The organism is Cellulophaga baltica 18 (assembly GCF_000468615.2).
Classification (GTDB): Bacteria; Bacteroidota; Bacteroidia; order Flavobacteriales; family Flavobacteriaceae; genus Cellulophaga; species Cellulophaga baltica.
The window spans coordinates 906,256-925,463 of sequence record NZ_CP009976.1; the positions used below are offsets into that span (position 1 = coordinate 906,256).

The following is a 19,208-nucleotide window of genomic DNA, read 5'->3' on the forward strand; positions in this document are numbered from 1 at the left end:
GTTTTAACGGACTTTAACTATAGTCTTAACAGTAATTTATAGAAGTCTGATAAAAATTAATAATTCATTAAGAAAATCGATCAAAATTAGAGCGTTCCTCTAGCTTCTTGCTCTCTTTCTATCGCCTCAAAAAGCGCTTTAAAATTTCCTACTCCAAAAGATTGCGCACCTTTTCGTTGAATAATTTCAAAAAATAAGGTAGGTCTATCTACAATAGTTTTTGTAAACAATTGTAACAGGTATCCTTCCTCATCTCTATCTATTAGAATGCCATGTTCTTTGAGCACTTCTACATCTTCATCAATATCTCCTACACGCTCTAACAAATCATCATAATACTCGTCAGGAACATATAAAAACTCCACTCCACGATCTCTCATTGCCGATACTGTGGCTACAATATCATCTGTAGCCAGAGCCATATGCTGAACTCCTGGTCCGTTATTAAAATCTAAATATTCTTCTATTTGCGATTTCTTTTTCCCTTTCGCAGGCTCGTTTATTGGGAACTTCACACGACCATTGCCATTGCTCATTACCTTACTCATAAGCGCCGTATACTCCGTAGCAATATCATCATCTGCAAATGAAATAATCTGAGCAAAGCCCATTACTTCACCATAAAATTTACACCACGTGTTCATTTCATTCCAACCTACGTTACCTACAATATGATCAATAAATTTGATTCCTGTTGGTGCTGGATTGTAATGAGATTCCCATTTTCTAAATCCTGGCAAGAAAAGCCCCGTGTAATTCTTACGCTCTACAAATATATGAACGGTCTCTCCGTAGGTATACACTCCCGATCTTACCACATGTCCGTTTTCATCTTCCTCTCTTGTTGGCTCTAGATAAGGTTTTGCCCCACGCTTGGTAGTTTCTTCAAATGCCTTAGTGGCATCTTCAACCCATAGCGCAACGATTTTAACGCCATCACCATGCTCATTTATATGCCTATTAATTTCACCGTCTTTTTCCAATGGGGTTGTTAAAACCAAGCGGATCTTATCTTGCCTTAACACATAGGAAACACGATCTTTAACTCCGGTCTCTAAACCCGCATATGCTTCTGACTGAAACCCAAAGGCTGTCTTATAGTAATGCGCAGATTGCTTTGCATTCCCTACATAAAGCTCCACGTAATCTGTACCTAGTAGCGGAAGAAAATCTTCTGCTTCTTTAAATAGTTTTTTTAACGAGTATTCCGTATTCTTTAAATCTTTTAGGTTTTTTATTTCTGCTGCCATGATATTTATCTTAAAATGATTTATAAAAAGTATGTGTACACAATTTTATCTTTCTAATAAGAAAGAATTAAAAATGGCTTTACCACATGGCTCGAAGATGCGCCGTAATATCAACTCTGTATTGTAGCATTTTACAAATATCGTAATTTAAGGCTAACTTTTGTAGTAAATTAATAACAAACCATTTACCCCCATTTTAAAACCAATACCCTACACTGAAAAATAAATTGGACTGAGATTTTTCTGGGGACCAAGAATAATTCACCTGCACAGGACCAACAAATGACTCCCAACCATAACCTACTCCATAACCTGAAAATGCTGGCTCCTTAAACCATTCTCCTGTTCTAAAAAGATCATCATCTACATTGGCATAATTTGCCGCAAAGAGCAAATGATTTTTTGGCGCAAATTCATAATCTAATCTCATCATTCCTTTTACAAAACTATTTCCAGGTAAGCTTAGAAAATCATAACCATAAAAAGGAATAAAATTATTTATTCTAGCCGCTCCAAAACCACCCAAAACAAAATCAAAAGAGGTAACAGCAGATGTTCCTAATTTAAAACCGCCCTCTGTTTCAATGTTCAGAGATAGGTTTTTAAAAATAGGAAAAGCAACACCCATTTTAGATTGCGCTATAGAAAACTCTCTGAAATTATTAGTGAAATCTGATGACCCTAAATAGAAATGGAAATCGCCATCAAAATATAATCCTTTACTCGGAAAGTACTTACTATCATATGTATCTAAGGTTAACTTACCATAGGCACTGAAAAAATTACTTTTTTCAAAATAAAACCTATCGTCTACCACAGCATTTTCATCATCTGATAACTCCCCAATGGTTTCTGTACTATACTTTAAAAATTTATGCTCTACGCCCAATGTAAATGCGAACTCTTCTTTAACCACCGTCTGCAAGTAAGCTTGGTTGGTAATATCTGACACATCCATATTGATATTTTTAATGTTGGGATCTGCCGGAACATCAAAATTAGATTCAAAATTTTGGTAGTCTATATTTTGCCCAAACCCCACGAATCTAGAATTTATACCAAAACTCCAATAAGACCCTTTATCTATATAGTATTCTAAATTATACCTTACATTATCCCCTAAAATAAAATCAAACGAAACCACATCATCATCAAACAAAATATTTTTTTTGGTCAGATTTAAAATGGCGGCACTATTCAACAAATCATCATAATGCACCCCTATTTTTATGAAGGTCTTGGTTTTACTCTCGCGTAAATCTAATACTAAATCGGTTTTCTTATCATCGGGCTTCAACCGATACCGGATCGTTTTAAAGTTGCCCGTTGCTGATAAGTTTCCTATTCCTTGTTGTAATTTTTCAAAAGCTACATGGTTATCTAATGGAAACCTTAATTTACCCTTTACAAATCCTCTAGAGTAGTTATCGCTCCCATTGATTATAAGGTTATTTAACTGCAAAGTATCTTTACAAACTACAGGAACCCTCTTAACTCTTTTTCTATTCTGTTTGCTTGCCAATTCTTTTAAAGCTATATAATTTTCTCTTGCAGCAAGTTCTCCACTATTTACAATTTCAGATAAGAAAGCAAAATCTATGACCGAATATTTCTCTATGTTGGGCTTTATATAGATATCTGTTTTCTTAACCTTTTCCACCATGTCTTTTACAGTTCTGTAGTTGTTTATTTGCAGTAACACTTCTGTTGCTGATCCTAAATTTTCTCTACTAGACAATCCGTGTTGTACGTCTACACCGATAATTACATCGGCACCCATTTTAAGCACCCCATCTACCGGATAATTATTAACAACACCACCATCAATTAGTACCCTTCCATCAATTTCAGTAGGTTCAAAAAGAGACGGAAAGGTTCCGCTCGCCATAATGGTTTCCGGAAGATATCCTTTATCTAAAATTATTTCATTCCCCGTTTCCACATCGGTTGCAATGCAGAAAAACGGAATGGGTAATTTACTAAAGTCATCTACATTATTTACGTGATACAGCAACCTTACCAATTCATTATAAATACTTTGACCACTAGAAATTGCAGAGGGGAAAGATATTTTAAAGTGATTAAACGGCAAGGTTAACGCATAGCGCTCAGAATCATCTTTCTCATAAAAGGTTTTTGAGCTTCGTGGCAGGTTATCCTGTATTAATTTAGTAAAATCTGTATTTCTAAAAATAGAATCTAATTCATTTGCCGAATAGCCGGAAGCATAAAGCGCACCTACAATAGCCCCCATACTTGTGCCTCCAATATAATCTATCTCTACTCCGGCCTCTTCTATGACTTTTAACGCCCCAATATGCGCAAATCCCTTTGCACCGCCACCACTAAGGACTAGTCCTACTTTAACATCTTCCTTTTTAGTGTTGTTCTGTGCCACAACTGCCAAAATGGAAAACAGAAAAGCCGATAAAAATAAAAATCTATTCATAGTGTTGCTTTTCAAATTAATGAAAACTCTCGTATATTTTTTTTGCTCTAGCCATCCCAACTGTTTCAGCCAACTGTTCTAATGAAGCTTCCTTAACCCTTTTTACCGATTTAAATTTTTTCAGCAGCTCTTCAATTGTTTTACCACCTATACCTTCAATAGCTTCTAACTCTGATGAAATTGCTCCGGCACTTCTTTTATTTCGATGGAATGTAATTCCAAAACGGTGTGCTTCATTTCTAAGAAACTGAATTACCTTAAGGCTTTCGGACTTCTTATCTAAATATAAGGGAATTGAATCTCCTGGGAAATAAATTTCCTCTAAACGCTTCGCAATTCCGACAATGGCAATCTTACCTCGCAAACCTAATATATCTAGACTTTTTAATGCCGATGACAATTGCCCTTTACCGCCATCAATAACTATTAACTGAGGTAGCGGCTCTTCTTCTTCTAAAAGTCTTTTGTACCGCCTAAAAACCACTTCTTCCATCGAAGCAAAATCATCTGGACCATCCACAGTTTTAATATTATAATGGCGATACTCTTTCTTAGATGGCTTTCCATTCTTAAACACCACACAAGCAGCAACAGGACTGGTTCCTTGAATGTTAGAGTTATCAAAACATTCTATATGCCTTGGTTCTTCAGACAATCTTAAATCTTTCTTCATCTGCGCCATTAACCTATTGGTATGGCGATCTGGATCCATGATTTTTATTTGATTGAAACGCTCTTGTCGTTGAAGTTTAGCATTCCGCTCTGATAATTCTAAAATTCTTTTTTTATCGCCTAACTTAGGAATTGTAATCTTAACATCCTGCTCTACCTCTACAGAGAACGGTACATATATTTCTCTTGTCAAGGATTTAAATCTTTGACGAATTTCTACAATAGCCAAAGCCAAAAGCTCTGCGTCAGACTCATCTAACTTCTTTTTAATCTCTAAGGTATGTGAACGTATAATGGAGCCATGCGAAAGTTGCAAATAATTCACGTATGCAAAAGCTTCATCTGATATGATAGAAAAAACATCTACATTGTTAATTTTAGGATTTACAATAGTAGTTTTCACTTGATAATTCTCTAGCACTGCCACTTTTTCCTTGATATCTTGCGCCTCCTCAAAGCGCATTTCTTGAGCAAAAATTTTCATTTGATTTTTAAAATGCTGAAGCGAGGATTTAAAATTACCTTTTAGTATTTCACGAATTTCTTCTATCTGCCTGTGATACTCTTCTACATCTTGATAATCTTCACAAGGGCCCTTGCAGTTTTTAAGGTGATACTCAAGACATACTTTATATTTACCAGACTCTATTTTTTCTTTTGACAAATCATAATTACAGGTACGCAACGGATATACACTCTTAATTAAATCAAGCAAGGTTTTTACCGTTTTCATACTCGTATATGGTCCAAAATATTCAGACCCGTCTTTTATATGCCTTCTGGTAGGAAAAATTCTTGGAAAACGCTCGTTCTTAATACAAATCCAAGGATAAGATTTATCGTCCTTTAAAAGAACATTATACCTAGGCTGGTATTTCTTTATTAAATTATTCTCTAAAAGAAGTGCATCAGACTCTGTTGGAACAACGATATGTTTTATACTCCGTATTTTCTTTACTAATACACGCGTTTTACCAATCTCATGGTTTTTAGTAAAATAAGAGCTTACCCTTTTCTTTAGATTCTTAGCCTTACCTACATACAAAATTTTATCTTCAGCATCATAAAACTGATAGACTCCTGGATTATTAGGCAGTGTACTTAGCTGTAATTCTAGAGATGGTTCTTGCATTAAATTAATCTAAATATTTAATCTACGATAAAGACCGTTAAATTACTCTGTTTTTAGCAAAAGCTATAATTTTTAGGTCGTTTTAACTTCAAATTCTAATGATTGTAACCGTTGGTAAAAAAGGTACTAATTGCTATAATTTATAATCAAATAATTCTGTTTAAGAAATTGTAAACTAATATAGCCCTATCCTTAATTTTTGATTTCACATCGACCCCCCCTTAAAGTTCTCTTAAAAATTTGAATATCACTATTTTAAATGCTATTTTTAGAAAAGTAATTCTTCCTACAATTCCTACAAAATCATAATTTTTTATTAAAACAGTGCATTTCAACGATTTTTGAATGCAGTTCGCAGAGTTATATTGTTTTTTTATTTACATTTAGATTATAGAAAATTAATACTGCTATGGAAAATTACATCATAACCTTAGGAACATATTTGATTTTAATGCTTTTCTTTAAAATTTACGTTGCAGTTTCTGCTAAAGAATAGACATTACAATTTAGTATCAATTATTACGTTATAACCAAGATTTTATATGATAAAAAAAGGTCTTAGATTAACGTACACCTCAAGACGCGAGAAACTTTCTCCCGATGAACTTATAGATTCAAGCATTTCTATAGCCAACAACCTACTTCAACTTCCCATCTGGAATAAAAATAATTACCACCTATACTTATCTATCTCTGAAAAAAAGGAAATAGACACTAGCTTCATTTTATCCATTTTACAAGGCAAAGATAAAAATGTAATTTTATCAAAAATGCTAGATAGCCATACGTTGCAACATTATCTTTTGACAGACAATACACTGATCAAAAAAAATAAATGGAACGTTCCTGAACCTGTAGATGGCATAGAAATACCAGCAAAAAGTATAGATGTGGTTTTCATTCCTTTATTAGCATTTGATGCGCTTGGAAACAGAGTGGGTTATGGAAAAGGATATTATGATAAATTCTTAGCTGATTGTAATGAGAACTGCCTTAAAGTGGGACTTTCATTCTTTGAAGCTGCAGATACAATCACAGACATCTTAGCTACCGACATTAAGCTAGATTATTGCGTTACACCAAACAAGACGTATACATTTTAAACAGTTCCTTCTTGTGGTTCTGTCGCTTCAATGTTTTCTTCTTCCTCTGTTTTAGCAAATGCTTTTTTATTGAACACAAGTAAGATTCCCACCCCTGTACTAATTGCCATATCTGCAATATTAAATACCGGCTCAAAGAAACTAAATGTATTACCACCAAAGTAAGGAACCCATTCTGGCCACACCGCATTCTCTATAAATGGAAAATGAAGCATATCTACCACTTTACCATGAAAAATACTCCCATAAGGTTCACCTGAAAAGGCAGTAGCCAATTCGCCCCCATAAAGGCTTTCAGAAAATATCATTCCGTAAAAAACAGAATCTATAATATTCCCCAAAGCTCCCGCAAATATCAAGGAAACAGCAATTGCCAACGTATTGGATAATTTTTTTCTTACTGTATCATACAACCAATAACCAATACCAACTACGGCAAATAGTCTAAAAACAGTTAAGATTAATTTCCCTGTTTCTTCAGATATAGGTAAAAAGTCACTTAGCTTAGTACCCCACGCGGCACCTGAGTTTTCAATAAACACAAATTTAAACCAACTAAAAACCTCCAAGGTTTCATTATAGGTGAAATGTGTTTTTACGTATATTTTACTTATCTGATCTATAACTAGAATTATTAAAACTAGTAGAATTGATTTTTTTAAACTCATGCTTATTTTATAAACGTGGTGCAAAAATAGTTATATTAATTGAGTTTCTTAAGATGTATATTTCCGGTAACTGATTTAAGATTATAAACATCACTTCCGCTCTTTATTTCTTCAGAAGACAACCGCCCATATTTAGTCTTGGCTGTTATTGTTCCAGAATCAGCAACTACGGTAATTGTTCCACTTTGTGTTTGTACGTTAGTGTCTACGCCTGTGTTTCTGAGGGTACAGTTTCCATCATTTAATGAGACGTCTAAGTTTCTATAAAAACCAGAAACGTCTATATTGCTATAAGTTCCAAAAATTCTTACTCTTAAATGTTCTGGCACACTAACATGCAATGAAATAGACACCACCTTATGCGCACTTAACTTATCGTTTGGAGCTTCAAAATTTAAATTAAAGCCAGTATCAATCAATAAGGTGCTCCCTTCTTCATGAATATTCAAACTAAGATTATCGCTATATTCTCCGGCCATTTTAGCCGCTACTATTACCTTATTACTTTTTGAAGTTGTTACGAAAACTGCATAACAATTGCTCGCATCTATTTCAATTGCAGTGTCTACTGTATCAAAAATTGTTTTCTCAACTACCTTCTGAGCCTGCCCAAATTGCATTGATACAACTAAAAAAATAAAGCAAAGTACTTTCATTTTATAATTTTGGCTTGCATAAAAAAACCCGTACCAATGCACTTAACAAGCGACATCAAACACGGGATTTAAATTTTTATTGAAGAAAAATTACTGCATATTCTTAGCCTCGATACTTAAAGTAGCATGCGGAACTAATTTTAAGCGCTCTTTATTAATCAATTTTCCAGTCACTCTACAGATTCCGTATGTTTTGTTCTCAATACGCAGTACCGCATTTTTCAAATCACGAATAAATTTCTCTTGACGAATAGCCAACTGCGTATTTGCCTCTTTACTCATCGTAGCAGAACCCTCTTCAAAAGCTTTAAATGTTGGTGAGGTATCATCTGTACCATTATTTCCATCATTCATATAAGAGCTTTTTAAAAGTTCTAAATGACTTTTAGCTTTTTCAATTTTGTCTGTAATAAGCTCTTTAAATTCTGCTAAGTCTTTATCAGAGTATCTAACTTTTAAATCTTCAACCATAGTTTTTAGTGTTTTTGGATAAACAATTTGGTGTTCACCTCATCAAAGGCAATTTCCGTACCATTTTCTAATTCTTCTTCAAAATTTAGCTCAGCAGTTAAGGTCTCTGTTTTTATATAATCAAGATTACTAGCTACAGCATCTTCAACCAAACTATTTTTTAAAATTTTAATATTAATTCTATCTGTTACTTCAAAACCAGAGTCTTTTCTCAAATTCTGGATTCTATTAACCAGCTCTCTTGCAATTCCTTCTTTTCTTAATTCCTCATTAATAGTCACATCTAATGCAACTGTTAATGGTCCTGAAGTTGCCACTAGCCAACCCTCAATATCCTGAGAAGAAATCTCAACGTCTTGCAGCTGTAAAATACTACTTTTATTGTTAATTTCAATTGAAATTTCGCCCTGTTGCTCAATTTTTTGGATATCTTCCTGAGAAAATTTAGCTACTTCACTGGCAACCAGCTTCATATCTTTACCAAATTTTGGTCCTAAAACTTTAAAATTTGGCTTTATTTGCTTCACTAATATTCCAGAAGCATCATCTAAGAGCTCAATTTCTTTCACATTCACTTCCGACTTAATTAAGTCAGATACCGCCAAAATCTCATTCTTCTGCTTTTCATCTAAAACAGGAATCATAATTTTTTGTAATGGCTGGCGTACTTTTATCTTCTCTTTCTGACGAATAGAAAGTACTAACGATGATATGGTTTGCGCTTTTGCCATTTTGCTCTCTAACTCTTTGTTTACAATGTTTTTATCATAAACTGGGAAATCGGCCAAATGTACACTTTCAAAATTTTCTGTATGTGTTGTATTCGTTAAATCCTTGTAAAGCCTGTCCATAAAAAATGGAGAAACAGGAGCAGATAATTTAGCAACCGTTATTAAACAAGTATAAAGTGTTTGGTAAGCAGAAATCTTATCTTTTTGATAATCGCCCTTCCAAAAACGTCTTCTACATAAACGCACGTACCAGTTACTTAAATTCTCTTGCACATATTCTGAGATGGCACGTGTGGCACGTGTTGGCTCATAATCTGCATACGCTTCATCTACCGTTTTAATCAATGTATGTAACTCAGACAATACCCATTGATCTATTTCTGGTCTTTCCTTCAAGGGAATATCTTCTTCCTTATATTGAAAATTATCAATATTTGTATATAAAGCAAAAAACGAATAGGTATTATAAAGGGTTCCAAAGAATTTGCGCTTTACCTCAGCAATACCTTCTAAATCAAACTTTAAATTATCCCACGGGTTCGCATTTGATATCATGTACCAACGCGTAGCATCAGCACCATGCTCATTCATAGTTTCAAAAGGATCTGCCGCGTTTCCTAAACGCTTTGACATCTTTTTACCTTCTTTATCTAACACCAAACCATTAGAGACCACATTCTTGTATGCTACAGAGTCAAACACCATTGTAGCAATAGCATGTAAAGTATAAAACCATCCACGCGTTTGATCAACACCTTCTGCTATAAAATCTGCAGGAAAAGTTTTATTATCATCAATCAAATCCTTATTTTCAAATGGATAATGCCATTGAGCATACGGCATAGAACCAGAATCAAACCAAACATCAATTAAATCACTTTCGCGCTTCATTGGTTTTCCGGATGCTGAAACTAAGGTAATTTGATCCACTATATTTTTATGTAAATCTATTTTATCATAGTTTTCATCGGTCATGTTCCCGACTTCAAAATCTTCAAAAATATCTTTCTCAAGAACTCCTGCTGCTAATGCTTTTTGCATTTCTCCTTTCAGTTCCGCAACAGAACCAATCATTATTTCTTCTTTGCCGTCTTCTGTTCTCCAGATAGGTAAAGGAATTCCCCAATAACGAGAACGTGATAAGTTCCAATCGTTTGCATTTGCCAACCAGTTACCAAACCTACCTTCTCCTGTAGCTTTGGGCTTCCAGTTTATTGTTTGATTAAGCTCAAACATTTTATCTTTAACATCTGTAACCTTAATAAACCATGAGTCTAACGGGTAATATAAAATAGGTTTATCCGTACGCCAGCAGTTAGGGTAACTGTGCACATACTTTTCTACTTTAAATGCCTTATTCTCCTCTTTTAATTTAATAGCAAGCTCCACATCAATAGAACGCTCTGGCGCCTCGCCATCATCGTAATATTCATTCTTCACATATTTGCCACCAAATTCTTTTAATTCTGGTCTAAATTTACCTTGTAAATCTACTAAAGGAACTGGATTATTATTTTCATCCAAGACTAACATTGGAGGAATTTCTGGTACTGCTTGTTTTGCCACCATAGCATCATCTGCTCCAAAAGTAGGTGCGGTATGTACTATACCTGTACCATCTTCTGTAGTTACAAAATCTCCTGCAATAATTCTAAATGCATTTTCTGCATTCTGATATGGCAACACATAATCTATAAGTTGCTCATATTTTACCCCTACTAGATCTTTACCAATAATATTATCTAAAACTAGATAAGGTATTTTTTTATCTCCTTCTTTATAGCTTGCTAATTCTTCTTCTGTTGCTACAGCTTTAAATTTTCCTGCGAATTGCTTCCCGACCAAAGGCTTTGCTAAAACAACCGTTATAGGATCAAACGTATATTGATTAAAGGTTTTAACTACGACATAATCTATCTTAGGCCCTACCGTTAATGCCGTGTTCGACGGTAAAGTCCACGGAGTGGTTGTCCAAGCAATAAAGTGAATATCGCCTTTTATGTCATCAAAAAATGAAGGCAACGTCTCCCTTACCGCTTTAAACTGGGCCGTAACCGTAGTATCTGTTACATCTTGATAAGTTCCTGGTTGGTTTAATTCATGAGAACTTAAACCTGTTCCTGCCTTTGGAGAATACGGCTGAATAGTATATCCCTTATAAATAAGGTTTTTATTATAAATTTCTTTTAACAACCACCATACCGTTTCCATGTATTTTGGCTTGTAGGTAATGTATGGGTCTTCCATATCTACCCAATACCCAACCTGTTCGGTCATTTTATTCCAAACATCTGTATAACGCATTACCGCTTTTTTACAAGCAGCATTGTATTCTTCTACAGATATTTTAGTACCAATATCTTCTTTGGTAATTCCTAATTCTTTTTCTACACCAAGTTCTATTGGTAATCCATGAGTATCCCAACCAGCTTTACGCTTTACTTGAAATCCTTTCATTGTTTTGTAACGCGGAAAAATATCTTTTATAGTTCTCGCCATTACATGGTGAATACCAGGCATACCGTTTGCAGAAGGTGGCCCTTCAAAAAACACATAGCTTTCTTTTCCCTCACGAGTAGCAATACTTTTTTCAAAAATATCGTTCTCTTTCCAGTATTTTAAAATCTCTTCTGCAACTACTGGTAAATCTAATCCTTTGTATTCCGCAAACTTCATAATAACTACTTCTGGTACTACATTTTAAGCCTGCAAAATTATAAATTTAGATTGAATAAATAGGTGTTCCTTTAAAATGATATGCACGAATAATTTAAAAGACAACATTTTGGTAACCCGCAGCAAAAACCAAAGCTCAATTATTATGGTTAACTTGCAAGTCATTAACTATTATAAATACAAAAATTAAAAACATGAAAAAAGTTATTTTAAGTGCCGTAATGATGCTTGCATTAAGTACTAGTTTTGTTTCTTGTAGAGATGCTGCAGACAAAGCAGCGGAAGCGACAGAAGCTACTGGCGATGCTATGAACGAGGCTGGTGAAGACCTAAAAGATATGGGTGAAGATGCAGCAAACAAAGCTGAAGAAATAGGTACAGACATGAAAGAAGCTGGAAACAATGCTATTGAAGGCACTAAAGAATTAGGTGAAGACGCTGCTACTAAAATGAAAGACGCTGGAACAAAAGCAGTAGACGATGCTAAAGAGTTAGGAACTAAAACTGTAGATGGTGCCAAAGAGCTAGGGACTAAAGCGGTTGACGGTGCAAAAGCTGCAGGTACTGAAGTTAAGACAAGTGCAGAAGAAGCTGCTGCTAAAATTAAGCAATAAGCACATATTACAATACTTGAGAAAATCCCTAACAACATTTTGTTAGGGATTTTTTATGTTTAAAAAGTATATGCTACCGCTAAAACAAGATTTATTCCAGGAGCTACAATCCCAGAAGAATAACTGCGATACCTTTGATTTGTAATATTCTCCAAATTAACAGTGGTTTTTATCGCATTGGAAATGGCATACTGAGACCTAATATTTAAAGTATACCAAGAGGGCGCATATGGGTTGCCATTTACATCTTCGGCATAAATATATGCCTTACTCTGCTCAGAAACAGCAAGATCATCAAAAGCAACTTCCCCATTGAAACTCAAGAATACATCGGTTTTAAATTTCTGATTTTTCCAGATGTAATGAATATCACCAAAGGTAGGCGCCACATGCCTTCCTGGAGAATCCGTCCCATCATCTTCTTCCTCTATTCCTTTGGTAATAGTAAGGTTAGAAATTAATGACATCCGTTCTGAAAAGGTCACATCTACACCAAATTCAAAGCCATATACGTAAGCCTTAGCTGCATTCTGTATGGCCTGCACATTGCTTAGCTCGCCATTATATTCAATTTCAGACATTCCGTTAAATTCAAAATCCCTGCGTACCAAAGCATCCACCATATATGTATAAAAAGTAGCCCCTTTCAACATCACTTTGTCTTTAATATTTTTCTGAATTCCTAGCTCCATATTATAAGCGTACTCTGGCTCTAAATCTGGATTGGGAACTACAACAGAACCTGGTTCAGAATCAAAAATTTTACCCACGTCATCAATATTCGGCGCTCTAAAACCTGTAGATGCATTTGCCGTAATTTGTAAATCTGCTTTTGGAAACCAGCTCATTCCTAAACTACCGGTAAGTGCTCCGGTACTTAAATCTGCATTATCAAAAGGAAAACTATAATACGTATCGTCAAATTCTGCCGCTACCCAAACATGACTATATCTAATTCCTGACAACAAAGAAAAATTAGGCTTCGCCTTATATTCTGTATTTATATACCCCGCTAACGTTTGCCATGTAGCCCCATCTGGATACCTACTTGCTGTAGCGGCAGTTTCTTCTGTATTACTATCTAACTGACTCCCGGTAGAATGCACTTTATTAAAAATATATTCCCCACCGTAATATAAGCGCAAATCTCCAATTCGTTTATTTTCAAAATCTATATTTGTAGATAAGGCATCTAACTTCTCTTCTGTACTATACAAAATAGCATCTTGAAAACCTCGGTCATGCCTGCTTTCTTCAAAATGCTGGTAGGCGGTAGTAATTTTTAAGCCATCATAAAACTTTCCTTTTCCATTTTTATTGAACTGCAAGTTACTCATCAACCATTTTTGAGGCCCGTAATACCATTCCGCAGAACGTAAGCCATCTCCAGCGCTATTGGGTCTAATTAAACGATCATACCTAGAATAATCTGAAGTTTCTGAATAGTAATTGCTCCAATTAATATCCCAATTTGTATTGGGTTTGAATGCTATTTTTTGAAGTAGATTAATTTGATTATAGCCTGTTGGCACCTGTAATCTATTATCCGTATTGGCCACTAAAACATCTTCACCATTATTAGTTTGCACATAGTTTTCTCTCAAATAGGAATCCTCACCATGCTTGCCCATTTTTAAATCGCCAAAATCATTATAAGATACACTCGTCAAGAAAGCCCATTGCTTTTTACCAATGCTAAAATCTACGTGAGCTGTATTTTCTGTATTTGCAGTAGCATACCTATAGTTTGCTACTCCATTAAAAAGAGTCTCACCTGTAGTAGAGAATTGCACTTTTTTAGTCAAAAAATTCATGACCCCGCCAATAGCATCACTACCATATATCACAGATCCAGGACCAAATATAATTTCCGTATTTTTCACTGTAAACGGATCTATAGAAATTACATTTTGAATATTACCACCTCTAAATATGGCGTTATTCATACGCACACCATCTACTGAAAGCAACAACCTGTTAGTTGAAAAACCCCTAATCATAGGACTCCCACCACCTAACTGACTTTTTTGAACAAACACCTTACCACTATTTTGAAGTAAATCTGCCGAAGTTTGTGGCGCAGAAAAAGCGATAGATTTTGCATCAATAGATACTATTTTCTGAGGAATGTCTTTCTTTTGTTGTTCCCATTTAGAAATAGACATGACTACTTCATTGAGCTCCTGAGCTTTTGGAAAAAGGTATAAGATATTCTCTTTTTTTAGCACTACTGCTTTTGTTGATTTAAAAATATCATAGCCTAGATGCTTAAAAAAGATGCGTTCATTTTGATCAAAGAGACTCAAATCACATTTTCCATCAAAATCTGTAATGCTGGTCTTTGATTTATCGGTATTATAAACAGCTACATTTACAATAGGCTCTTTAGACTCTATATCTAAAATAGTAATCTCTTGTCCAGTTATAGATGCAGAAAAAAAGAATAATAGTATTGCAAAACTTTTATACATTCTAACTAAAAACTTCATTTAAAATAGCAAGTGACTTAGGTTTTCTAAATCCGTGCAAATGTAATTCATAATAAAGAATTATTGATTTTAAGAGTTCTTGACGCTGCCGTTTACTCATCTTTATTGCGCTAATTGCATCAAAATTTATGCCCAAAAACTGTTTGAAATAATATAAATTCTCCCCTAGCACTATTGGGTTTAGCGATAGTGAATAGGAAAAAGCCCCTTCTTGCAAATCAAAATAAGGTGCTTTGCTTTCTGATATATCTGGATAAAAACCAAAGTACTTGGTTAATACCATTAAAAAATAAAGATGAAAATTTGAAATTTCATCATGACTGTCTAACCATTGCAAAGATGCTTCTAAAAATTCAAATAAGTTATCATTATCTTCTTCTTCTTGAATACTATTACCCAGCATTTCTGCTAGAAAAAAAGTTAACGCATTTTTAGTAATGTTGGTATGTAAACTTTGGTAATGGTAGCTAGGTTTTGCCTCTCTAACCGTTTCTAATGTTCCTTTATTTTTATGATAGGCCACCAGTTCTAATTGCATTAATGGCTGAAAGTATGCGGTTTTTAGCTTTCCTTTTTTAGAAGCCAACATTCCTTTGAGCAAGTATGATTTTAACCCGTCTGATGCTGTATAAATCTTTACAATCAAACTGGTATCTCCATATTTTAAAGCGGATAATACTATGGCTTTGGTGGTGACTTGCATCTTGCTTTTTAAAGTAGTGCAAAGATAGGGTTTTGCTTGGTTAGATTTCTAAGCTAAAAGCAATCAAAAAATGACATAAAAAATGCGAAGCTTCCTCACAGAAACTTCGCATTTTACATATATTAAGGTCTTAATCTTAAATAACTCCTTGTGCTAGCATGGCATCGGCAACTTTAACGAAACCAGCAATGTTTGCTCCTTTTACATAGTTGCAATACCCATTCTCATCTTTCCCGTATTCAATACAAGAATCATGAATATCACTCATAATATCCTTTAAACGACCATCAACCTCTTCTCTTGTCCAACTGATACGTAATGAATTTTGAGACATTTCTAATCCTGAAGTTGCTACCCCACCTGCATTAGACGCTTTTCCTGGAGCGAATAATATTTTAGCCTCATGAAACTCATGTATCGCTTCTGGAGTAGAAGGCATGTTTGCACCTTCCGCCACACAAATACATCCATTTTTAATTAATATTTTTGCATCGTCACCACTCAATTCATTTTGAGTAGCACATGGCAATGCAATATCACAACTAACTTCCCATGGTGTTTTTCCTGCATGAAAAGTTGCCGAAGCATATTTATCCGCATATGCAGAAATACGACCTCTTTGGTTGTTCTTAAGATCCATTACAAATTCCAACTTCTCTGTATCTATACCATCTTTATCATGGATATATCCTTGAGAATCTGAAAGGGTTAATATTTTAGCCCCTAATTGCAATGCTTTTTCTGCAGCATATTGCGCAACATTACCAGAACCTGAAATTACCACATTCTTACCTGCGAAATCTTTTCCTTGCGTTTGCAACATACTTTGTGCAAAGTACACCGTACCATATCCTGTTGCTTCAGGACGGATTAATGAACCACCCCAAGAACGTCCTTTACCCGTTAATACTCCGGTAAATTCATTTCTAATCTTCTTGTACATTCCGAATAAGAAACCAATCTCTCTTGCACCAACACCAATGTCACCCGCAGGCACATCTGTATTTGGCCCAATATGACGGTTTAATTCTAACATAAAGGCATGGCAAAAACGCATCACTTCGTCATCCGATTTTCCTTTAGGATCAAAATCTGACCCTCCTTTACCACCACCCATTGGCAATGTGGTTAAACTGTTTTTAAATACTTGCTCAAAAGCTAAGAATTTAAGGATACTTGCATTTACAGATGGATGAAAACGTAAGCCACCTTTATAAGGGCCTATGGCAGAATTCATCTGAATTCTATAACCTCTGTTTACATGTATTTCTCCTTTGTCATCTACCCAGGCAACTCTAAAAGAAATTAAGCGCTCTGGCTCCACCATACGTAGCAATATATTCTTGCCATTGTAGATTTTATTTTTTGCAATGTACGGGATTACAGTTTCCGCTACTTCTTGCACTGCTTGAATGAATTCTGGCTCATGACCGTTTCTGGTCTTTACCTCCTCCATAAATACTCTAATTTTTTCGTCCATATCTTTAAATAGATTCTGTTGCTAACTTCGACTCGTTAAAGGTCCTTATTATTGAATTTAAAATATAACGGCAAAATTATACTATTATCGTAATTTGAAGTCCTTTTTTTTAAAAATTTAATAAATATTTATCGCAAAGCGTACTCCAAATCAGCAATTAGATCATTTACATCCTCAATACCAACACTTAATCGGATTAATGCATCGACAATACCCACCTTTTCACGGGCCTCTTTTGGAATACTTGCATGCGTCATACTTGCAGGATGCCCCACTAGGCTCTCTACTCCTCCTAACGACTCTGCTATGGTAAATATTTTAAGCTGCTCGATAATTTTCATCGCATCGTCCTTATTACTCCCTTTTGGAACAAAAGAAATCATGCCTCCAAAACCATTCATTTGCGCTTTAGCAATATTATGGTTGGGATGGTTTTCAAAACCTGGCCAAAATACTTTTTCTATTTTCGGATGCTGTGCTAAAAAACGAGCAATAGCTTCTCCATTTTCACAGTGTCTTTGCATTCTTACGTGTAGCGTTTTTATACCTCTAAGTACCAAAAAACTATCCATAGGACCACAAATGGCACCACTCGCATTCTGAATAAAATATAGCTGTTCTGCCAATTCTTTATCCTTGACCACTAAACCTCCTAAAACCACATCACTATGTCCACTTAAATACTTAGTAGCAGAATGCATTACAATGTCTGCTCCTAAATCTAACGGTTGCTGTAAAAAAGGACTTGCAAAGGTATTATCTACTGCCAACAACAGCTTATGCTTTTTCGCGAGCACCCCAATTTCCTTAATATCTAAAATATTCATCATTGGATTGGTTGGTGTTTCCACCCAAATAAGTTTAGTATTGGCTGTGATGTAGGCTTCTATAGCAGCAGGTTCTTGCATCCCCACAAAATGAAATACAATTCCGTATTTTTCAAAAATCTTTTTAAATAAACGATAGCTACCACCGTACAGATCGTCAGTAGAAATAACTTCATCACCAGGACTCAACAATTTTAAGACCGCATCAATGGCAGCCAAACCGCTTCCAAATGCCATACCATAGTTTCCGTTTTCTATACTCGCCAATGATTTTTCAAGAGCAGAGCGGGTAGGATTAGCACTTCGAGAGTAGGCAAAACTTTGATGTTCGCCAGGACTAGCTTGCGCATATGTAGATGTCTGATAGATAGGAGGCATCACGGCCCCATATGCTTTATCTGGCTCTTGACCTCCGTGAATAACCTTAGTATTAAATTTTATTTTATTTTCATTCATAACACATGATTGTACTTACAAATGTACTGTTATCTTTGCCGCAGCATTTACAGTACAGATTTAGAAAAAATTCTTAGAAATATGAAACTAAAGTTAACCATTTTAATCTTTTCCCTAGTTGTTTTAGGATGCAAAAAAAAAGATGAATTAACCCTTGCTCCTTTAAACTATAAAAGCGAAAATTGCGCAGATTGCCCTGAGGTACTTATCGAAATTTTTGAATTTAAAGACGATACCGATCTTTCTAAAAATATTAATGCGAGCCTTAAAAAAGAAGTCATCAATGAATTACTATATGATGATGAAGTTAAGGTTGCCACTGTTGAGGAAGCTATTAGCTCCTTTAAAGAGGGCTATCTAGATCTTAAAAAAATGTATCCTGAAGAAACCCTTAGCTGGGAGGCTTCTATTAAAGGTGACATTATTTTTGAAAACAAAGATATTCTCACTATCAAATTAGAAACCTATATTTTTACAGGAGGAGCACACGGATATAGCGCTACTAGACTTCTAAATTTTGATAAGAAAAAAGGAGATCAATTAGAAAACTGGCAGCTTATAAAAGACAAAGATCGTTTTATACATTTGGCTGAAATAAAATTTAAGATTCAAGAAGACATTCCTCAAAACGGGTATATTAACAGTACTGGTTTTATGTTTGAAAACGACATTTTCTACCTTCCTAACAACATAGGCTTCACTGAAAAAGGACTCTTATTAATCTACAACCAATATGAAGTTGCATCCTATGCCGATGGCCCAATAAAGCTTGTTCTCCCTTATGATGAAATTAAAAACTACATCACTGTTAAAATAAAAAAAGAAAAGTAG

Annotated in this window: 14 protein-coding genes; 3 read left to right on the forward strand and 11 right to left on the reverse strand. The window is 34.9% G+C overall.

The genetic code is table 11. From position 1 onward, the window contains the following. Positions 1 to 86 precede the first annotated feature (86 nt). The 3 genes from hppD to uvrC form a co-directional block, all read right to left on the reverse strand. A complete protein-coding gene (hppD, locus tag M666_RS03725) occupies positions 87 to 1,250 on the reverse strand; it encodes a 4-hydroxyphenylpyruvate dioxygenase (RefSeq protein ID WP_024482632.1) in 1,164 nt (387 codons plus the stop codon). Positions 1,251 to 1,446: 196 nt separating this feature from the next. Then, on the reverse strand, positions 1,447 to 3,699 hold the full coding sequence (locus tag M666_RS03730) for a patatin-like phospholipase family protein (protein WP_024482631.1): 2,253 nt from the start codon (positions 3,697 to 3,699) through the stop codon (positions 1,447 to 1,449). A 16-nt stretch (positions 3,700 to 3,715) separates the two neighbouring features. Beyond that, a complete protein-coding gene (gene uvrC / locus M666_RS03735) occupies positions 3,716 to 5,503 on the reverse strand; it encodes an excinuclease ABC subunit UvrC (RefSeq protein WP_029447698.1) in 1,788 nt (595 codons plus the stop codon). Positions 5,504 to 6,045: 542 nt separating this feature from the next. Between uvrC and M666_RS03740 the strand changes: the two genes are divergently transcribed. Then, positions 6,046 to 6,606, forward strand: coding sequence for a 5-formyltetrahydrofolate cyclo-ligase (locus tag M666_RS03740; RefSeq protein ID WP_029447697.1), 561 nt, complete (start codon positions 6,046 to 6,048; stop codon positions 6,604 to 6,606). On the opposite strand, the gene M666_RS03745 is transcribed toward M666_RS03740, so the two are convergent. The 4 genes from M666_RS03745 to ileS form a co-directional block, all read right to left on the reverse strand. Next, complete coding sequence (locus tag M666_RS03745; protein WP_029447696.1) at positions 6,603 to 7,274, reverse strand: lipoprotein signal peptidase; 672 nt, start codon at positions 7,272 to 7,274, stop codon at positions 6,603 to 6,605. The two genes, M666_RS03740 and M666_RS03745, sit on opposite strands and share 4 nt — an antisense overlap. Positions 7,275 to 7,309: 35 nt before the next feature. Beyond that, positions 7,310 to 7,930, reverse strand: a complete 621-nt coding sequence (locus M666_RS03750) for a DUF4097 family beta strand repeat-containing protein (protein ID WP_029447695.1) — start codon at positions 7,928 to 7,930, stop codon at positions 7,310 to 7,312. Between the two features lie 90 nt (positions 7,931 to 8,020). Further along, the gene (locus M666_RS03755; protein WP_025616482.1) at positions 8,021 to 8,401 is read right to left on the reverse strand and encodes a TraR/DksA family transcriptional regulator; all 381 of its coding nucleotides are present in this window, start codon (positions 8,399 to 8,401) and stop codon (positions 8,021 to 8,023) included. 5 nt (positions 8,402 to 8,406) lie between these two features. Continuing rightward, positions 8,407 to 11,808 (reverse strand): isoleucine--tRNA ligase, encoded by a 3,402-nt coding sequence (gene ileS, locus M666_RS03760; protein WP_029447694.1) that lies wholly within the window; start codon positions 11,806 to 11,808, stop codon positions 8,407 to 8,409. Between the two features lie 194 nt (positions 11,809 to 12,002). On the opposite strand from ileS, the gene M666_RS03765 reads away from it, so the two are divergent. After that, positions 12,003 to 12,422 (forward strand): hypothetical protein, encoded by a 420-nt coding sequence (locus M666_RS03765; protein ID WP_029447693.1) that lies wholly within the window; start codon positions 12,003 to 12,005, stop codon positions 12,420 to 12,422. A gap of 59 nt (positions 12,423 to 12,481) precedes the next feature. Here the strand turns inward: M666_RS03765 and M666_RS03770 are convergent, their stop codons facing one another. The 4 genes from M666_RS03770 to M666_RS03785 all read right to left on the reverse strand — a co-directional run bounded on the left by M666_RS03770 (position 12,482) and on the right by M666_RS03785 (position 18,377). Then, positions 12,482 to 14,911 carry a TonB-dependent receptor gene (locus M666_RS03770; RefSeq protein WP_082007885.1) on the reverse strand — a complete coding sequence of 810 codons (2,430 nt, stop codon included), beginning with the start codon at positions 14,909 to 14,911 and terminating at the stop codon, positions 12,482 to 12,484. Beyond that, a complete protein-coding gene (gene recO / locus M666_RS03775) occupies positions 14,895 to 15,614 on the reverse strand; it encodes a DNA repair protein RecO (RefSeq protein WP_029447691.1) in 720 nt (239 codons plus the stop codon). The genes M666_RS03770 and recO overlap by 17 nt, the downstream gene beginning before the upstream one ends. 136 nt (positions 15,615 to 15,750) lie before the next feature. Further along, the gene (gene gdhA / locus M666_RS03780; RefSeq protein WP_029447690.1) at positions 15,751 to 17,094 is read right to left on the reverse strand and encodes an NADP-specific glutamate dehydrogenase; all 1,344 of its coding nucleotides are present in this window, start codon (positions 17,092 to 17,094) and stop codon (positions 15,751 to 15,753) included. A 128-nt stretch (positions 17,095 to 17,222) separates the two neighbouring features. Further along, positions 17,223 to 18,377, reverse strand: a complete 1,155-nt coding sequence (locus M666_RS03785; protein WP_034660569.1) for a cystathionine gamma-synthase — start codon at positions 18,375 to 18,377, stop codon at positions 17,223 to 17,225. Between the two features lie 81 nt (positions 18,378 to 18,458). Here M666_RS03785 and M666_RS03790 point away from each other — a divergent pair, with 81 nt between their 5' ends. Continuing rightward, positions 18,459 to 19,208 carry a PdaC/RsiV family protein gene (locus tag M666_RS03790; protein WP_029447688.1) on the forward strand — a complete coding sequence of 250 codons (750 nt, stop codon included), beginning with the start codon at positions 18,459 to 18,461 and terminating at the stop codon, positions 19,206 to 19,208.

Excerpts from the sequence above, each read along its gene's own strand:
- recO (WP_029447691.1), bottom strand. The coding sequence starts at position 15,614 with ATGCAAGTCACCACCAAAGCCATAGTATTATCCGCTTTAAAATATGGA.
- M666_RS03740 (WP_029447697.1), top strand. The coding sequence starts at position 6,046 with ATGATAAAAAAAGGTCTTAGATTAACGTACACCTCAAGACGCGAGAAA.
- M666_RS03750 (WP_029447695.1), bottom strand. The coding sequence starts at position 7,930 with ATGAAAGTACTTTGCTTTATTTTTTTAGTTGTATCAATGCAATTTGGG.
- M666_RS03765 (WP_029447693.1), top strand. The coding sequence starts at position 12,003 with ATGAAAAAAGTTATTTTAAGTGCCGTAATGATGCTTGCATTAAGTACT.
- M666_RS03755 (WP_025616482.1), bottom strand. The coding sequence starts at position 8,401 with ATGGTTGAAGATTTAAAAGTTAGATACTCTGATAAAGACTTAGCAGAA.
- ileS (WP_029447694.1), bottom strand. The coding sequence starts at position 11,808 with ATGAAGTTTGCGGAATACAAAGGATTAGATTTACCAGTAGTTGCAGAA.
- M666_RS03730 (WP_024482631.1), bottom strand. The coding sequence starts at position 3,699 with ATGAATAGATTTTTATTTTTATCGGCTTTTCTGTTTTCCATTTTGGCA.
- M666_RS03785 (WP_034660569.1), bottom strand. The coding sequence starts at position 18,377 with ATGAATGAAAATAAAATAAAATTTAATACTAAGGTTATTCACGGAGGT.
- M666_RS03790 (WP_029447688.1), top strand. The coding sequence starts at position 18,459 with ATGAAACTAAAGTTAACCATTTTAATCTTTTCCCTAGTTGTTTTAGGA.
- gdhA (WP_029447690.1), bottom strand. The coding sequence starts at position 17,094 with ATGGACGAAAAAATTAGAGTATTTATGGAGGAGGTAAAGACCAGAAAC.
- hppD (WP_024482632.1), bottom strand. The coding sequence starts at position 1,250 with ATGGCAGCAGAAATAAAAAACCTAAAAGATTTAAAGAATACGGAATAC.
- M666_RS03745 (WP_029447696.1), bottom strand. The coding sequence starts at position 7,274 with ATGAGTTTAAAAAAATCAATTCTACTAGTTTTAATAATTCTAGTTATA.
- M666_RS03770 (WP_082007885.1), bottom strand. The coding sequence starts at position 14,911 with ATGAAGTTTTTAGTTAGAATGTATAAAAGTTTTGCAATACTATTATTC.
- uvrC (WP_029447698.1), bottom strand. The coding sequence starts at position 5,503 with ATGCAAGAACCATCTCTAGAATTACAGCTAAGTACACTGCCTAATAAT.